Origin of the sequence: Zhengella sp. (assembly GCF_041397485.1) — a bacterium.
Taxonomy (GTDB): domain Bacteria; phylum Pseudomonadota; class Alphaproteobacteria; order Rhizobiales; family Rhizobiaceae; genus Zhengella.
This window is the reverse complement of the sequence record NZ_JAWKWO010000002.1, coordinates 470,809-487,595: the sequence shown is the minus strand read 5'-3', so window position 1 is coordinate 487,595 and position 16,787 is coordinate 470,809. Positions and strand designations below refer to the sequence as shown.

The following is a 16,787-nucleotide window of genomic DNA, read 5'->3' as shown; positions in this document are numbered from 1 at the left end:
TCAGGGAAAAGATATGAATCCAAACGATTTATCAGGTGAGGTCAAAACAGGGCGGCAGAGTCAAGAGGCCATCCCGGACCAGATTCGTTAAAAAACGGTAAGTGGAAGCCTTGCCCTTTCCACAGTGTTTTTTGTAATCTCCAGACATCGAGAGGGACGGGCCACGGGGGTCCGAAACACCGCAAAAGGCAACATTACCATTCCGGGCCATTCGCCCGGAAATGGGGCAGTGTGCCCTCTCGCCCGGCCAATCCGGCCGGGGCAAGGACCAGTAGCGGCAGTGCCGTTCCGGGTCCGGCCTTTTTGCCAATTGCCGGCACTGCCGGTCGGGTGGGGCGACCTGCAGGCAAGGGGGTTTCACATCATGGTCGAGGCGTACCGACTGGCGGAACACCGTTTCGCAAGGCAGGGAAGCCTTGTCTGAAAGAGGGGGGCGGCCTTCCCAAGGCCATCCCGGGAACGGTCTTCGGGGTAGCGGGCGTAGCGGCGGCGATCCGGAGAAGAAAAAGGAACGAGGACAGATGCAGGGTGCAATGCAGACTGCAATTGCCGGGCAGAACACTCTTGTCTGCGCGGATACGAGGAACCAGGGGATGTCGAAGAATGGAATGAACGCGGAAGCGTCGTTCGACCGGGTGCGGGCACAGATCAAGGCGAAACTGGGAAGCGAGGTTTACCAGAGCTGGTTCGGACGCATGAAACTGGTCGAGGCATCGCGTTCGGTCGTTCGCCTCTCGGTTCCTACCGCCTTCCTTCGCTCGTGGATCAACGGCCATTACGTGGAACTGCTGACCGAGCTCTGGCAGGCCGAGAACCCGGACATCCTGCGCATCGAACTGATCGTGCGTTCGGCCACGCGCAGCCGAAAGCAGGACATGGAGCCGGCAACGGAGGCCGCTGTCCGCCCGAACGTGAAGGCCGGGATGCAATCGACGGCGGCGATCGCGCAGTTTCCGGCCCAGGCGCAGCGCGCCCCGGCGCGGCCGCGCCATGAGGAGGGCGGCCGCAACAGCGTGCTCGGCTCGCCGCTGGATCCGCGCTACACGTTCGACACGTTCGTCGAAGGGTCGGCGAACCGGATGGCGCTTGCCGCCGCCCGGACCGTGGCCGAATTCGGCTCGGCATCGCTGCGCTTCAACCCGCTTTTCATCCATGCCTCGGTCGGCCTCGGCAAGACGCATCTGCTGCAGGCCATCGCGGCGGAAGCGCTGAAGCGCCAAAGCCAGGCTCGCGTGGTCTATCTGACGGCGGAATATTTCATGTGGCGGTTCGCCACCGCGATCCGTGACAATTCCGCCCTGACGCTCAAGGACCAGTTGCGCGACATCGACCTGCTGATCATCGACGACATGCAGTTCCTCCAGGGCAAGACCATCCAGAACGAGTTCTGCCACCTGATCAACATGCTGCTGGACAGCGCCAAGCAGGTGGTGGTGGCGGCCGACCGGCCGGCCGGCGAGCTGGAATCGCTGGAGCCGCGGGTGCGCTCCCGGCTGCTGGGCGGCGTTGCACTGGAGATGGGCCAGCCCGACTACGAGATGCGGCTCAGCATGTTGCGCAACAAGCTGAGCGAAGCGCAATCGGAGGACGAGAGCCTGGATATCGGCGAGGACATCCTCGACCACGTGGCCCGCACGGTGAGCGGTTCCGGCCGTGAACTGGAAGGCGCGTTCAACCAGCTTCTCTTCCGGCGCACCTTCGAGCCGCAGTTGACCGTGGACCGGGTCGAGGATCTGCTGTCGCACATCTACCGGTCAGGCGAGCCGAAGCGGGTGCGCATCGAGGACATCCAGCGCATCGTGGCACGCCACTACAACGTGTCGAAGTCGGAACTGCTGTCCAACCGGCGCACGCGCACCATCGTCAAGCCGCGCCAGGTGGCCATGTACCTGTCCAAGGTGATGACACCGCGCTCGCTACCGGAAATCGGCAGGCGTTTCGGCGGACGGGATCACACGACGGTCCTGCATGCGGTGCGCAAGATCGAGGACCTGACGACGGGCGACCAGACGCTTGCGCAGGAAATCGAGCTGCTCAAGCGGCTGATCAACGAACAGGCCTGACGGGCGAGCCCCGGCAGGCCCGTAACAGGACTTGCGCCGTTGACGCGGCGGACCGGACTGGCGGCAGGGGCCATTTCCGCCGGTCCAGCCTGGGTGGGGAGCGCGGACGGCGCCGTGCTCCCCGTCGCCGCCTCGCTTCCCCCGTGGGGCCCGAAGCCGGCAAATGGCGTGGATAGGCACTGCCAGCACCCCATGCGCCCTTGCCTTCGCGGCTGTTTTCCTGTTGTTTTGCACGCAACTTCCGGCCGTCCGGCCGGGCAGCCCGCTCTCGCGGCCGGGCTTGTGTTCATTTCGCTCATTCCTTTCGGGTTTCTCCCATGCGCGTCACGCTTGAACGGTCCAACCTCCTGAAGTCGCTGAACCACGTGCATCGCGTGGTGGAACGCCGCAACACGATCCCGATCCTGTCGAACGTGCTGCTGAAGGCGGACGGGCAGAGCCTCGAACTGAAGGCAACCGACCTGGATCTGGAAATCACGGAGGCCACGGGCGCGGAGGTGCAGCAGGCCGGCGCGACCACGGTGCCCGCCCATCTTCTCTACGACATCGTTCGCAAGCTGCCGGACGGCGCGGAGGTCATGCTCAAGGTGGAGGAGGACGGCGGCTCGATGAGCGTGGTGTCCGGCCGCTCCAGCTTCCGGCTGCAATGCCTGCCGCAGGCCGACTTCCCGGAACTGACCGCCGGTGCGTTCAGCCATATCTTCCGGATGGACTCCGAGGACCTCAAGGGCCTCATCGAGAAGACGCAGTTCGCCATCTCGACGGAAGAGACGCGCTATTACCTCAACGGAATCTTCTTCCACACGCTGGAAGACGCCGGCAAGCTGAAGCTCAGGGCCGTTGCGACCGACGGTCACCGCCTCGCCCGCGCCGAGATGGAAGCGCCGGCGGGTTCGGAGGGCATGCCGGGCATCATCATTCCGCGCAAGACCGTCAGCGAATTGCAGAAACTGGTCGATGTGCCCGACATGAAGGCCACCGTGGAACTGTCGGACACCAAGATCCGCTTCACGCTCGGCTCGGTGATCCTCACCTCCAAGCTGATCGACGGCACCTTCCCCGACTACCAGCGCGTCATTCCCACCGGCAATGACAAGGAACTGATGATCGAACGCCAGAGCTTCGGCCAGGCCGTCGACCGCGTCTCGACGATTTCCTCGGAACGCGGCCGCGCGGTGAAGCTGTCCATCGGCGACGGACAGGTGGTGCTGACGGTCAACAATCCCGATTCCGGCTCCGCGACGGAGGAAATCGCCGCCGGCTACGATGCCGACCCGCTGGAAATCGGCTTCAACGCCAAGTACCTGCTGGACGTCACTTCGCAGATCGGCGGGTCGCAGGCCCGCTTCCTGCTGGCCGATGCCGGATCGCCGACGCTGATTTCCGACCCGGAGGATCCGGACGCGCTCTACGTGCTCATGCCCATGCGCGTGTGACCGGAGCCCCAGCGGCCATGAACGGGACGGGCGGCACCCCGCCACGCGTCTGGCTTTCGCGCATCCGGCTGACCGATTTCCGCAACTATGCCAGCCTGTCGCTGCCGCTTGCCGAAAGCCATGTGGTGCTGACCGGTGAGAACGGCGCCGGCAAGACCAACCTGCTGGAAGCGGTGTCGCTGCTTTCGCCCGGACGGGGCATGCGGCGCGCGCCCTACGAGACCGTTGCGCGCGAAGGCGCGGGCGGCTTCGCCATTCATGCGGTCATCAACGGCCCGGAGGGCGAGGCGGAGATCGGCACCGGCACGGCCGGCCTTTCACCCGGCGAAGCGGGCCGGCGTATCCGCATCAACGGAGCGGCCGCCCGCTCTGCCGAAGATCTGCTGGATCACTTGCGCGTGGTCTGGCTGATCCCGGCCATGGACGGGCTGTTCACCGGTCCTGCCGGCGACCGGCGCCGCTTCCTGGACCGCATGGTGCTGGCCATCGACCCGGCGCACGGCCGCCGGGCACTGGATTTCGAGAAGGCCATGCGGGCGCGCAACCGGCTGCTGGCCGACGACCGGCAGGATGATCGCTGGTTCGAGGCCATCGAGGCGCAGATGGCGGAAACCGGCACGGCCATAGCCGCCGCGCGCGGCGAATTGATGAACCTGCTGAAGGCCATGAACGAGCGCCTGCCGGCGGACAGCCCGTTTCCGCGCGCAGACCTGGCACTGACCGGCGATCTGGAGGCGGCGTGCGCCCATGCAGCGGCCGTCGATGTGGAAGAGGACTATCGCGCGGCGCTGCGCCGCGGACGGGCGCGCGACCGGGCCGCGGGGCGCACGCTGGAAGGGCCGCACCGCTCCGACCTGGCGGTTCGCCATCGCCCCAAGGACATGCCCGCGGCCCTTTGCTCGACCGGCGAGCAGAAGGCGCTGCTGACCGGACTGGTGCTCTCCCATGCCCGGTTGACGGGCGAGATGTCAGGCATGGCGCCCATCCTGCTGCTGGATGAAATCGCGGCGCATCTGGATGCCGGGCGGCGCGCCGCCCTGTTCGAGATCATCGACGGGCTGAATGCCCAGGCGATCATGACCGGCACGGATGCCGAACTGTTCTCCGCCCTCGATGGCCGCGCGCAGTTCTTGCGTGTCGCGGGCGGCACGATTGCACCGGAAAGCCCGCCTGACAGCGGCACCGGAAAGGAATAGGCTCCCTTCATGGACACGAAACTGACAGACAGCGAACTGGAACGCTATGCCCGCCACATCGTGCTGCCGGAAGTGGGCGGCGCGGGCCAGCAGCGGCTGAAGGCGGCACGCGTGCTGGTGATCGGCGCTGGCGGCCTTGGCGCACCGGTGCTGGCCTATCTGGCGGCGGCGGGCGTGGGCACCCTCGGCATTGCCGACGACGACACGGTGGCGCTGTCCAACCTGCAACGCCAGGTGATCCACGGAACGGACGATGTCGGCGTCCGCAAGGTGGACAGTGCGGCACGGGCGATCGGACGACTCAACCCGCATGTGGCCATCGAGCCCCACGCATTGCGGCTGACAGCGGACAATGCCGCCGGACTCGTCGCCCGGTATGACCTGGTCATCGACGGGTCGGACAATTTCGCCACGCGCTACCTTGCCGCCGATACCTGCGCCACACTGGAAAAGCCGCTCGTGACGGGGGCTGTCGGCCGGTTCGACGGGTCGGTCACCGTGCTCACGCCGTTTGACCACCTTGCCGACGGCACGCCCTGCCCCGGATACCGCGACCTGTTTCCCGAGCCGCCGCCTGCCGGCGTGGTGCCTTCCTGCGCCGAAGCGGGCATCCTCGGCGCATTGACCGGCGTCATCGGCACGTTGCAGGCCATGGAGGCGATCAAGGTCATCACCGGGGCCGGTGAACCGCTGGTCGGGCGGCTGCTGCTCTACGATGCGCTCGCCGCGCGGTTCGAAACGATCCGCTACCGCGCGCGGCGGAGCGGCTGACATGACCGTTCACCTGAGCGACGAGGAAAAGGCGGTTGCAGCCGGACGCGACGGCGACGGCGCGGCCATGGCGATGCGGCTGGTGGCCGAGACGGCCAGACTGATGGGTGCGCCACGCCTTCTGCCGATTGCCTCGGCGCATATCGACGGCGCGCTCTATCACGGCGATTCCGGCACGCTTTTCGCCGAGAAACTGGTGGAAGGCGGTGCGCGGGTCGCCGTCCGCTCCACGCTGAATGTCGGCGCGCTGGACCTGACCGGCTGCTCGCGCCAGAGGCTCGGCGACCATGAGCGCGCCATGGCGCGGCGCATGATGCAGGCCTATCTGCAACTTGGCTGCCAGCCGACATGGACCTGCGCGCCCTACCAGGCGGGACACAGGCCGGCGGCGGGCACGGATGTCGCCTGGGGCGAATCCAATGCGGTTGCCTTCTGCAATTCCGTGCTGGGCGCGCGCACCAACCGCTATGGCGACTTCCTTGACATCGCCTGCGCGATTTCCGGGCGCGCGCCGGCCTATGGACTGCACCTGCCGGAGAACCGGCATGCACGTCTTGTCTTCGATCTTTCGGCAGCACCCGAGGCCTTTCTCGCCGATCCGTCGAACTGGCCGGTCCTGGGTTCACTCTACGGCAGCCTTGCCGGGGATGCCGTGGGCGTCCTGACCGGCACAGGCGCGCATCCGGGGGAAGACCAGCTCAAGGCGTTTGCCGCGGCGGCCGCCTCGTCGGGGGCGGTGGGCCTGTTCCACGTGGCGGGCATCACGCCGGAAGCACCCGACCTGGAAACCGCGCTGGGCGGACACGTGCCCGAAGAGACGATCCGCGTGACGGCCGCCATGGCCGCGCAGGCACGCCAGCGGCTTTCCACAGCCGCCGGGGAACGACTGGACGCGGTGGCGATTGGCAGTCCGCACCTGTCGGAGGAGGAATTCCTCGAACTCGACCGGCTGATCGGCGCGCGACGCCTTGCCCTGCCCTTCCATGCCTGCACGGGCCGGCATGTGCTGGACGCACTCATCCGGAACGGATTGAAGAACGTATTGGAAGCCCGGGGGGTAACCATCGTGGCCGATACATGCGTGGTCGTTACGCCGATCATGGAAGCCGTCACAGGAGGCGTGCTGATGACCAATTCCGGCAAGTTCGCTCACTACGCGCCGGGAAATACCGGCTATGCGACGCTGTTCGGCTCGCTTGCCGATTGCGTGGAAAGCGCGGTCGCGGGGCGGCCGGTCTTCACGGAGCGGCCGGAATGGAACTGAAGGCGGAAATCCTGTGCGCGGGCAGGCCCGGCCATGGCAGGAGCCTGGTGCTGGACGCGCCGATCAGCTTCTGGGGCGGGGTCGATCCGAAAACCGGGCGCATCGCCGATGTGCGCCATCCGCAGCACGGCGCCTCGATCGCCGGCACCATGCTGTTCCTGCCGGGGACGATCGGCTCCTCTTCCGCATCGGCGGTGATGATGGAACTGGTTCATGCCGGGCGCGCGCCGGCAGGGCTGGTCATGCACCAGCCGGATGCGATCCTGCTGCTGGGCTTCCTGACGGCGGCTGAAATGGGATGGCGTCCGCCCATGGCCGTGAAGCTGGACAAGGCGCACCATGGCCGTTTCGACGGCCACACCGTGACGCTGCACGAAGACGGAACGCTGGTCAGCGGGCCGGCCATCTGAGCGTCAGCCCGGCGCCGCGCCCCTTGTCAGGCCTGGGACGGCAGTACGCGATCGGGCGGACGATGGCCGTCCGCCATGGTGCGGATGTTGATGATGACCTTCTCGCCCATGTCGATGCGGCCCTCGATGGTGGCCGAGCCCATATGCGGCAGAACAACCACCTTGCCGGCCTCGGCAAGCTTGAGGAAACGCTTGTCGAGCGCCGGCTCATGCTCGAACACGTCCAGGCCAGCGCCGGCCAGGTGGCCGCTTTCCAGGCAATCCGCCAGCGCCGTGCCGTCGACAATCTCGCCGCGCGCGGTGTTGACCAGATAGGCGCCCGGCTTCATCAACTGGAGGCGACGGGCCGACAGGAGATGGAAGGTCGCTGGCGTGGACGGGCAATTGACCGAAATGATGTCCATGCGCGCCAGCATCTGGTCGAGGCTGTCCCACCAGGTGGCTTCCAGTTCCTCCTCGATGGCCGGCGCGACGCGGCTGCGGTTGTGATAGTGGATCGCCAGGCCGAATGCCTTGGCGCGGCGGGCCACGGCCGTGCCGATGCGGCCCATGCCGACAATGCCGAGCCGCTTGCCGTGAATGCGGTGGCCGAGCATCCAGGTCGGCGACCAGCCGGCCCATGTTCCGTCACCCTTGAGGAGATCGGCGCCCTCCACCAGCCGGCGCGGCACGGCCAGCATCAGCGCCATGGTCATGTCGGCGGTATCCTCGTTGAGGACGTTGGGCGTGTTGGTGACGTGAATGCCGCGCTTTGACGCAGCCGCGACGTCGATGTTGTCGACGCCATTGCCGTAATTGGCGATCAGCTTCAATCGCTCGCCCGCCTGCGCGATGAGGGCGGCGTCGATGCGGTCGGTGATCGTCGGCACCAGCACGTCGGCCTCCTTCATGGCAGCGACAAGCCGGGGCTGGCTCATCGGCGTGTCGTCGACGTTGAGCCGCGTATCGAAGAGCTCGCGCATGCGCGTTTCAACCTGGTCCGGCAGCTTGCGCGTGACGATGACGAGCGGCTTCTTTTTTCCCGGCATGTGCGACCTCTGATCCCGATCCGTTGAGACCTCTTTAACCAAGACCGTTCACAGTGCAACGGGTCTCGGCGGAGGACTCCAATCACGGGGCTGCGGCAGCACCCCCGGCAGTGCGAAACCTGTCTAACAAGCGCCGTGACGGATGACAAAGAAAATCAGGCCGGGCAGGCGCATGCGCGCTGACCCGGCAAGCAGGTCAGATACACGATGCGCAATACGGTTCTTTCCGCTCTCGCCCTTGCCGCCGCCCTTCTTTCGCCGATCCTGCTTTCACCTACCGCACATGGCGGCGAGGCCAGGGCCGCCACTGTGGGCCCCAGCGGGCTGCCGCTGCCGCGATTCGTTTCGTTGAAGGCAAGCCAGGCGAACCTGCGGATAGGCCCGGGCACGACCTATCCGGTGGAATGGACCTATGTGAAACGCGGCCTGCCGCTCGAGATCATCCAGGAATATGACAACTGGCGGCGCGTGCGCGATGCCGACGGAACGGAAGGCTGGGTCTCGCAAGCACTGCTGTCCGGGCGCCGGACGGCGATGGTGGCCCCATGGGATGCCGGGCAAGGCACGCTGCTGGATCTCAGGGCCGACGCATCGGATGCGGCCCCTGCCATCGCGCGGGTGGAGCCGGGCGCCATGGGCGAAGTGATCGCCTGCAGCGGACAATGGTGCCGTGTCGATTTCTCGGGCACGAAGGGCTGGATGGAACAGTCCAGGCTGTGGGGCGTCTATCCCGGAGAAAAAGTCGAGAACTGAACGCCGGTCCCCCGGCGTTCACCGGGAACCTGTACGAAAAAACCTGCTCATGTCCGCATTCGGCTTTGCCCCGGCGCGCGCTTTCCTGTAATCGCGGGACCTGAAAGGTGCTGGGCGCTCCCTGACGATGCGCGGCGGTTTCCGCCGACGCGGCGCACAGGGCAGCAGCCGCGCCGGGAACAAGGAAGACGGGACGAAGCAAGATGGCCGAACGGAAGAACGCTTACGACTATGACGATCTGCTGGCCTGCGGGCGCGGAGAGCTTTTCGGCCCCGGCAATGCGCAATTGCCCGCACCGCCCATGCTGATGTTCGACCGCATCACCGACATTTCGGAAGAGGGTGGCGCCCATGGCAAGGGCTATATCCGCGCCGAACTCGACGTGAAGCCGGACCTCTGGTTCTTTCCCTGCCATTTCATCGGCAACGAGATCATGCCGGGCTGCCTCGGCCTCGATGCCATGTGGCAGCTCACGGGCTTCTATCTCGGCTGGCTCGGCGAGCCGGGCTATGGCATGGCGCTTTCCACCGGCGAAGTGAAGTTCAAGGGCATGGTCACGCCGAAGACGAAACTCGTGGAATACGGCGTCGATTTCAAACGCGTCATGCGCGGCCGTCTCGTGCTCGGCATTGCCGACGGCTGGCTGAAGGCCGACGGCGAAACCATCTACACGGCCAGCGACCTGAAGGTTGGACTGTCCAAGGAAAAAGCCGGCGCATGATGCGCCCGGCCCTGCCATGCAAGGAGAACCCATGAGACGAGTGGTCGTAACCGGCATCGGGATCGTATCTTCCATCGGCAACAACCCGGCCGAAGTCACGGATTCCCTGCGCGAGGCCAGATCGGGGATCACCTTTTCCGACTCCTTCGCCGAACACGGTTTCCGCAGCCAGGTCTGGGGACGTCCGACCATTGACGGCACCGACATGGTGGATCGCCGGGCCATGCGCTTTCTCGGCCAGGGCGGTATCTGGAACCATATCGCCATGCAGCAGGCGATCGACGATTCGGGGCTTGAAGAGGGTGACATCACCCATGAGCGCACCGGCATCGTGATGGGGTCGGGCGGACCTTCAACCCGCACCATCGTGGAAGCGGCCCTGACGACGGAAAAGAACGGCAGCCCGAAACGGGTCGGTCCGTTCGCCGTGCCCAAGGCGATGAGTTCCACCGCCTCGGCCACGCTGGCGACCTGGTTCAAGATTCACGGCGTCAACTATTCCATCTCCTCGGCCTGCTCCACCTCGGCCCATTGCATCGGCAATGCAGCCGAACTGATCCAGATGGGCAAGCAGGACGTGATGTTCGCGGGCGGCCACGAGGATCTCGACTGGACCATGTCGAACCTGTTCGACGCGATGGGCGCCATGTCCTCCAAGTACAACGACACGCCCGCTTCCGCGTCGCGCGCCTATGATGCGGACCGCGACGGCTTCGTCATCGCGGGCGGTTCAGGCGTCGTCGTGCTGGAAGAACTGGAGCGGGCAAAGGCTCGCGGCGCGAAGATCTATGCCGAACTCGTCGGCTATGGCGCCACGTCCGACGGCTATGACATGGTGGCGCCCTCCGGCGAGGGAGCCGTTCGCTGCATGCGCCAGGCCCTGGCAACGGTGGATGCCAAGGTGGACTACATCAACACGCATGGCACCTCCACGCCCGTGGGGGACAGCCGTGAAGTCGCGGCCATCCAGGAGGTTTTCGGCGACGAGATGCCCTGGATCGGCTCCACGAAATCGCTGACCGGCCATTCGCTGGGCGGTGCCGGCGCGCAGGAAGCGATCTATTCGATCCTGATGATGCAGAACGGCTTCATGGCCGAAAGCGCGCATATCCAGACGCTCGATCCGGAATTCGAGGGTGCGCGCATTCTCACCGCGCGCCATGACGGCGCCTTCGACGTTGCCCTGTCAAATTCGTTCGGCTTCGGTGGCACGAATGCCACGCTCGTCTTCCAGCGTTACAACGGTTGAGGTTCGGACCATGACAGCGTTGATGGCGGGCAAGCGCGGCCTCATCATGGGCGTGGCCAACGATCACTCGATCGCCTGGGGCATTGCCCGGGCGGTGGCCGGACAGGGAGCGGAACTCGCTTTCACCTATCAGGGCGAGGCTTTCGGCAAGCGGGTCAAACCGCTGGCCGAGCAGGTTGGCGCGAAGCACCTGCTGCCCTGCGACGTGGAAGATCCTGACACTGTCGATGCAGTTTTCGAGACACTGGAAAAGGACTGGGGCTCGCTCGATTTCGTCGTGCATGCGATCGGCTTTTCCGACCGCAACGAACTGAAGGGGCTCTATGCGGAGACCAGCCGCGAAAATTTCGTGCGCACCATGGTCATTTCCTGCTTCTCCTTCACCGAGATCGCCCGCAAGGCGGCGGCGCTGATGCCCGATGGCGGATCGCTGGTGACGCTGACCTATGCCGGCTCCACCCGTGTCATGCCGAATTACAACGTGATGGGCGTGGCGAAGGCGGGACTGGAAGCGTCGGTGCGCTACCTGGCCAGCGATTACGGTCCGCGTGGCATCCGCGTGAACGCCATCTCGGCGGGTCCGGTGCGGACGCTGGCCGGCGCCGGCATCGCCGATGCACGCTACATGTTCGCCTACCAGCAGCGCAATTCGCCGCTGCGCAGAACCGTCACGATCGACGATGTGGGCAAGTCGGCGCTGTATCTGCTCTCGGACATGGCGTCGGGGGTCACGGGCGAAATCCACTATGTCGATTCCGGCTATAACACGGTTTCCATGCCCTCCATCGGGACGTTGAAGAAGCTGGATCAAGTTTCGGAATAGAATCAACGCGGCAGCACTTTGTTGACTCTTCTTCTTGGGTCAAGTGTTAACGGCTTGTCTGATAGCTTTCCCTTTCAAAGGGGAACATCATGCCTGCGAAGGACAACCCGAAGAGAAGCCGCCGCTTCAAACTGATCACGATCGCAGTGTCAGGGCTGGGCAGCCTTCAGCTTGGCCTCTGGGCCATGAGTTCGGGACTGCTCTCCCGGATCGAGAACATTTCGCCTTCCGTGCTGGTGGCGATCATCGCCTGCCTGTGCACGGTGTCGGCGGGCCTGGCGGCCATGTCCTTCTTTGCCGGTGTGGATGAATCCGAGCAATATGTCTTCCAGGAAACCCATGTCGACAAGCTGACGGGCTTCCATACCCGGGTGGCGATGATCGAGAAGATCGCGGAGGCCGTGACATCGGTCCTTCGGTCGGGCAAGCCCGTCTTCATGGTCGACATCGACATCGACCGGTTCAAGCAGATCAACGAAGCCATCGGCTATCAGCAGGGCGACCAGCTCATCCGCGCCTTTGGCGAACGGCTGAAGGCCCAGTTTCCGCGCGAAGTCCAGATCGGCCGCATGGGCGCGGGGGAATTCGTGATCCTGATTCCCGATGAACTGATGACGGATTCCGTCGAGGACATGGTCGAGACGCTGCTTGCGGACATGATGCTGCCGTATCAGCTCACCCACAACCCGCAGTCGGTCAACCTGTCGGCGGGGATCGTCGCCCTCCCAAAGGACGGACAGGATCCGATCGTGCTGTTGCGCCGCTCCAACCTCGCGCTTCAGCGGGCGCGGGCAAGCGGCATCGGCACCTGGTCCGTGTTCCACCCCGAAATGAGCCGCGTGGCCGACTACCGCCACTGGATCGAAAGCGAGTTGCCGCTTGCCATGCGGCGGGGCGACTTCGACCTGCACTACCAGCCGCAACTCGATCTCGCCTCCGGCCGGATCGTCGGCTACGAGGCGCTTCTGCGGTGGCGGCATCCCGAACGCGGGATGATTCCGCCCGCCGAGTTCATTCCGGTGGCCGAGGAATCGGGCATGATTCTCCCCATCGGCGAATGGGTGCTCAATCGCGGCTGTCACGATGCGCTTTCGCTGCCGGACGACACCTATGTCGCGATCAATCTCTCGGCCATGCAATTCATGGCGGGCGACCTGGTGGACATCGTGCGCTCGGCGCTGAGCCATGCAGGACTGGCGCCACACCGGCTTGAACTCGAAATCACAGAGACAGCCATGACGCGCGATCGCGAAAAGGCCGCGAAGATCCTGAAGGCGCTGGGCGAAATGGGCGTCTCGATCGCCATCGACGATTTCGGTACCGGCTATTCGAATCTCAGCTACCTGATGGATTTCCATTTCAAGAAGCTCAAGATCGACCGCTCCTTCGTGCAAAGGCTGGACAGCGAGGACAGTTCCGGGGCCGTGGTCTCGACCATCGTCGGCCTGTCGCGGGCGCTGGGTGCCCACACGCTGGCCGAAGGCGTGGAAAACGAGCGCCAGGCAGTGCTTCTGCGCGCGGCAGGATGCGATGCCGTCCAGGGCTTCTATTACGGCAAACCGGCACCGCTGAACTACAACCGCGCCCATGCCCAGGACACGGTTCCGGACGTGCCGGGCGACCTGACCATCCTGCCGGTGCGCGCGGCCACCATTCACTGAGGCCATTGCAACGGCAGGACCACAGCGGTCAGCGCCGGGCGAACAGGACCTTGAAACCGCCCTCGACGGCGCGGGTTTCCAGCTTGCCGAACGAGGCGGAAAGCACCTCCTCATAGGGAAGCTGCCGGTTGGCGACCATCAGAAGGCTGCCGCCGGGCCTGAGCGCCTCGGCGGCGCGGCGGATCATGGCGCGGCCGAGATCCGGCTCCGCCCTGCGGCCGGTGTGGAAAGGCGGGTTCATGACAACGGCATCATAGCCGCGTTCCACCTTTCCGGCGGCAAGATCATGCCAGTGAAAGGCGACCGGCACGGCCAGCCACGCGAGATTGCCGCGGGCGGCTTCAAGGGCGTCATGGTCTGCCTCATAGAGATCGAGCGCGGTGACGCGGGGGCAATGCATTGCGACTTCCGCCGCCAGATAGCCCCAGCCCGCGCAGAAATCCGCCACGCGGCCGGCAAGCGCCGCAGGCAAGTGACCGGCCAGCAGGCGTGATCCGGCATCCACCCGGTCATGGGAAAACATGCCCGGCGCGGTGCGGAACCGCCCTTCCACGAGGGGCGGTGCCGGAGGCGCAGCAAATTCGAGCGAAACGGTCGCGTCGTCCGGGCGGCGGAACCACATGGCCAGACCATGATGCTTCGAAACGCTTTCCACCGCACCCGGCAGGGCCGCCTTCAACCGTTTCGCGAAGCTCTGCGCGCCTTCCGTCTTGCCGCCGGCCACGATCACGCAAGCGCCGGGCTTCAGCCGGACCAGCGCCTGGCGCAGCCATTCCTCGTTCTGGCCACGGTGGCGGCCAAGCAGGACCAGCGCGCCGTCAAAACGTGCTCCGCCGGCCTCCGGCCAGTCCGGCTGGACCGTGAAGCCGGCCCGCGCAAGCGCATCGTGGTCGGGCCTGAAGCCCTGCAGGAGGGTCAGGTCCGCACCGAAGCCATCTGGCAGGACCAGGCCTGCCCCGATGCCGGCGGCGATCCAGCGGCCGCTGCCGGGCGTGGCGACAAGGCCCGTCGCGAAAGGATGAAACAGGATCTTCAGCCGGTCGTCATTCATCGTCCTACCCCCTCAACGGAATGAAGGCGCGGATGGAAACCACCCGCGCCTTCGTGTTCATCTCGGCAAGCCGGCGCCTCAGTCGGCGTCGTCGTCCTTGCGTTCCTTCTTCTCGCGCACGATCTCCTGACCGGTCTCCTGGTCGACAACCTTCATGGACAGGCGGACCTTGCCGCGCTCGTCGAAGCCCATCAGCTTGACGAAGACCTTGTCGCCTTCCTTGACCACGTCGGTGGTCTTGGCGACGCGCTCGGGCGCGAGCTGGGAGATGTGGACGAGGCCGTCACGCGGACCGAAGAAGTTCACGAAGGCACCGAAATCGGCGGTCTTGACGACCGTGCCCTGGTAGATCTCGCCCACTTCGGGCTCGGCCACGATGGAATGAATCCACTTCTTCGCAGCCTCGATCTCCTTGGCATTGGACGAGGCGATCTTGATCGTGCCGTCATCCTCGATGTTCACCTTGGCGCCGGTCTTCTCCACGATCTCGCGAATGACCTTGCCGCCGGTGCCGATCACGTCGCGGATCTTGTCGGTCGGGATGGTCATGACCTCGATGCGCGGTGCGAACTCGCCCACTTCGCCGCGGCTCTCGGAAATGGCCTTGGCCATCTCGTCGAGAATGTGCAGGCGGCCGTCGCGGGCCTGGTTCAGCGCGACATCCATGATCTCCTCGGTGATGCCGGCGATCTTGATGTCCATCTGCAGCGAGGTGACGCCATTGGCCGTGCCGGCCACCTTGAAATCCATGTCGCCGAGATGGTCCTCGTCACCAAGGATATCCGACAGAACCGCGAAACGGTCTTCTTCCTTGATCAGGCCCATGGCGATGCCGGCCACGGGCGCGGCCAGCGGAACGCCGGCATCCATCAGCGCCAGCGAGGTGCCGCAGACGGTGGCCATGGAGGACGAGCCATTGGACTCGGTGATCTCGGAGACCACGCGCAGCGTGTAGGGGAACTGGTCGGCGACGGGCAGCATCGGGCGGATGGCGCGCCAGGCGAGTTTGCCGTGGCCGATCTCGCGGCGACCGGGCGAGCCCATGCGGCCCGTCTCGCCCACCGAATAGGGCGGGAAGTTGTAGTGGAGCATGAAACGCTCCTTGTAGGTGCCCGTCAGGCTGTCGACATACTGCTCGTCCTCGCCGGTGCCGAGCGTGGCAACGACAATGGCCTGGGTCTCGCCACGGGTGAACAGGGCCGAACCGTGGGTGCGCGGCAGGATGCCGACTTCCGACACGATCTGGCGCACGGTCGAGAGGTCGCGGCCATCGATGCGGCTCTTGGTGTCGAGGATGTTCCAGCGCACGATCTTGGCCTGGAGCGACTTGAAGACCGTGCCGATCTGCTCGCCGGTCCACTTCGCGTCCTCGCCTTCGGCCGGAGCGAAGGCTTCCTTCACCTTGGCCTTGGCGGCGTCGACCGCCTCATAGCGCTTCTGCTTGTCGACGATCTTGTAGGCCGCGCGCAGGTCGTCCTCGGCGATCTTCAGCATCTCGCCTTCCAGTTCCGACAGATCCTCGGGCTGGAAATCGCGCGGGTCCTTGGCAGCGACCTCGGCCAGCTTGATGATCGCCTCGATGACCGGCTGGAACGCCTTGTGGCCGAACATGACGGCGCCGAGCATGACGTCCTCGGAGAGTTCCTGGGCTTCCGATTCCACCATGAGCACGGCGTCGGACGTGCCCGCGACGATGAGGTCGAGCTTGCTCTCCGGCATTTCGTCGACATGCGGGTTGAGCACGTATTCGCCGCCGATATAGCCGACGCGCGCGCCGCCGATCGGGCCCATGAAGGGCACGCCGGAAAGCGTCAGCGCGGCCGATGCGGCCACCATGGACAGCACGTCCGGATTGTTTTCCAGGTCATGCTGCACGACGGTGATGATGACCTGCGTGTCGTTCTTGTAGCCGTCGGCGAAGAGCGGACGGATCGGACGGTCGATCAGGCGGGAAACCAGCGTCTCGTTCTCGGAAGGACGGCCCTCGCGCTTGAAATAGCCGCCCGGAATCTTGCCGGCGGCGAACGCCTTTTCCTGATAGTTGACGGTCAGCGGAAAGAAGTCCTGGCCCGGCTTGGGTTCCCTGGCGGAAACGACCGTGGCAAGCACGACGGTCTCGCCATAGGTGGCGAGCACGGCGCCATCAGCCTGGCGGGCAACCTTGCCCGTTTCAAGCACGAGCGGGCGGCCGCCCCACTCGATCTCGACCTTGTGGTGGGAAAACATGTCTTGTCCTTTTCATCGGCGGAACGGGCGCGCCCCCATGTTGCCGGCGCGCCGTGCGTTCCTCATCTGTCGTATCGGACGAGCCACGGGCAAGACAGCGGGAGGCTCGATCCGATGAAGGCCCGATCCCGGCG

Annotated in this window: 14 protein-coding genes; 11 read left to right on the top strand and 3 right to left on the bottom strand. The window is 65.3% G+C overall.

The window, feature by feature from the left end; genetic code table 11:
- The first annotated feature begins 593 nt into the window (after positions 1-593).
- From dnaA to R3D65_RS08390, 6 genes are all read left to right on the top strand, one after another.
- Positions 594-2,063, top strand: coding sequence for a chromosomal replication initiator protein DnaA (dnaA, locus tag R3D65_RS08415; protein ID WP_371274766.1), 1,470 nt, complete (start codon positions 594-596; stop codon positions 2,061-2,063).
- A gap of 317 nt (positions 2,064-2,380) precedes the next feature.
- A complete protein-coding gene (gene dnaN, locus R3D65_RS08410) occupies positions 2,381-3,499 on the top strand; it encodes a DNA polymerase III subunit beta (protein WP_371274765.1) in 1,119 nt (372 codons plus the stop codon).
- Between the two features lie 17 nt (positions 3,500-3,516).
- A complete protein-coding gene (recF, locus tag R3D65_RS08405; protein ID WP_371274764.1) occupies positions 3,517-4,695 on the top strand; it encodes a DNA replication/repair protein RecF in 1,179 nt (392 codons plus the stop codon).
- Positions 4,696-4,704: 9 nt separating this feature from the next.
- A complete protein-coding gene (locus R3D65_RS08400; protein ID WP_371274763.1) occupies positions 4,705-5,466 on the top strand; it encodes a molybdopterin-synthase adenylyltransferase MoeB in 762 nt (253 codons plus the stop codon).
- 1 nt (position 5,467) lies between these two features.
- A complete protein-coding gene (locus tag R3D65_RS08395) occupies positions 5,468-6,730 on the top strand; it encodes an aconitase X (protein ID WP_371274762.1) in 1,263 nt (420 codons plus the stop codon).
- Positions 6,721-7,140 (top strand): aconitase X swivel domain-containing protein, encoded by a 420-nt coding sequence (locus R3D65_RS08390; protein ID WP_371274761.1) that lies wholly within the window; start codon positions 6,721-6,723, stop codon positions 7,138-7,140. The genes R3D65_RS08395 and R3D65_RS08390 overlap by 10 nt, the downstream gene beginning before the upstream one ends.
- Positions 7,141-7,166: 26 nt before the next feature.
- On the opposite strand, the gene R3D65_RS08385 is transcribed toward R3D65_RS08390, so the two are convergent.
- Complete coding sequence (locus R3D65_RS08385) at positions 7,167-8,168, bottom strand: 2-hydroxyacid dehydrogenase (RefSeq protein ID WP_371274760.1); 1,002 nt, start codon at positions 8,166-8,168, stop codon at positions 7,167-7,169.
- 207 nt (positions 8,169-8,375) lie between these two features.
- Here R3D65_RS08385 and R3D65_RS08380 point away from each other — a divergent pair, with 207 nt between their 5' ends.
- The 5 genes from R3D65_RS08380 (at position 8,376) to R3D65_RS08360 (ending at position 13,376) form a co-directional block, all read left to right on the top strand.
- A complete protein-coding gene (locus R3D65_RS08380) occupies positions 8,376-8,921 on the top strand; it encodes an SH3 domain-containing protein (RefSeq protein WP_371274759.1) in 546 nt (181 codons plus the stop codon).
- 203 nt (positions 8,922-9,124) lie between these two features.
- Positions 9,125-9,643, top strand: a complete 519-nt coding sequence (fabA, locus tag R3D65_RS08375) for a 3-hydroxyacyl-[acyl-carrier-protein] dehydratase FabA (protein ID WP_371274758.1) — start codon at positions 9,125-9,127, stop codon at positions 9,641-9,643.
- A gap of 31 nt (positions 9,644-9,674) precedes the next feature.
- Positions 9,675-10,892: a beta-ketoacyl-ACP synthase I gene (gene fabB / locus R3D65_RS08370; RefSeq protein WP_371274757.1), complete on the top strand. Its 1,218-nt coding sequence runs from the start codon at positions 9,675-9,677 to the stop codon at positions 10,890-10,892.
- Positions 10,893-10,902: 10 nt separating this feature from the next.
- On the top strand, positions 10,903-11,715 hold the full coding sequence (gene fabI, locus R3D65_RS08365) for an enoyl-ACP reductase FabI (RefSeq protein WP_371274756.1): 813 nt from the start codon (positions 10,903-10,905) through the stop codon (positions 11,713-11,715).
- Positions 11,716-11,804: 89 nt separating this feature from the next.
- Positions 11,805-13,376 (top strand): putative bifunctional diguanylate cyclase/phosphodiesterase, encoded by a 1,572-nt coding sequence (locus tag R3D65_RS08360; RefSeq protein WP_371274755.1) that lies wholly within the window; start codon positions 11,805-11,807, stop codon positions 13,374-13,376.
- A gap of 28 nt (positions 13,377-13,404) precedes the next feature.
- On the opposite strand, the gene R3D65_RS08355 is transcribed toward R3D65_RS08360, so the two are convergent.
- Both R3D65_RS08355 and pnp read right to left on the bottom strand, forming a co-directional pair.
- A complete protein-coding gene (locus R3D65_RS08355) occupies positions 13,405-14,427 on the bottom strand; it encodes a class I SAM-dependent methyltransferase (RefSeq protein WP_371274754.1) in 1,023 nt (340 codons plus the stop codon).
- A gap of 78 nt (positions 14,428-14,505) precedes the next feature.
- A complete protein-coding gene (gene pnp, locus R3D65_RS08350; RefSeq protein ID WP_371274753.1) occupies positions 14,506-16,653 on the bottom strand; it encodes a polyribonucleotide nucleotidyltransferase in 2,148 nt (715 codons plus the stop codon).
- Positions 16,654-16,787: the final 134 nt, after the last annotated feature.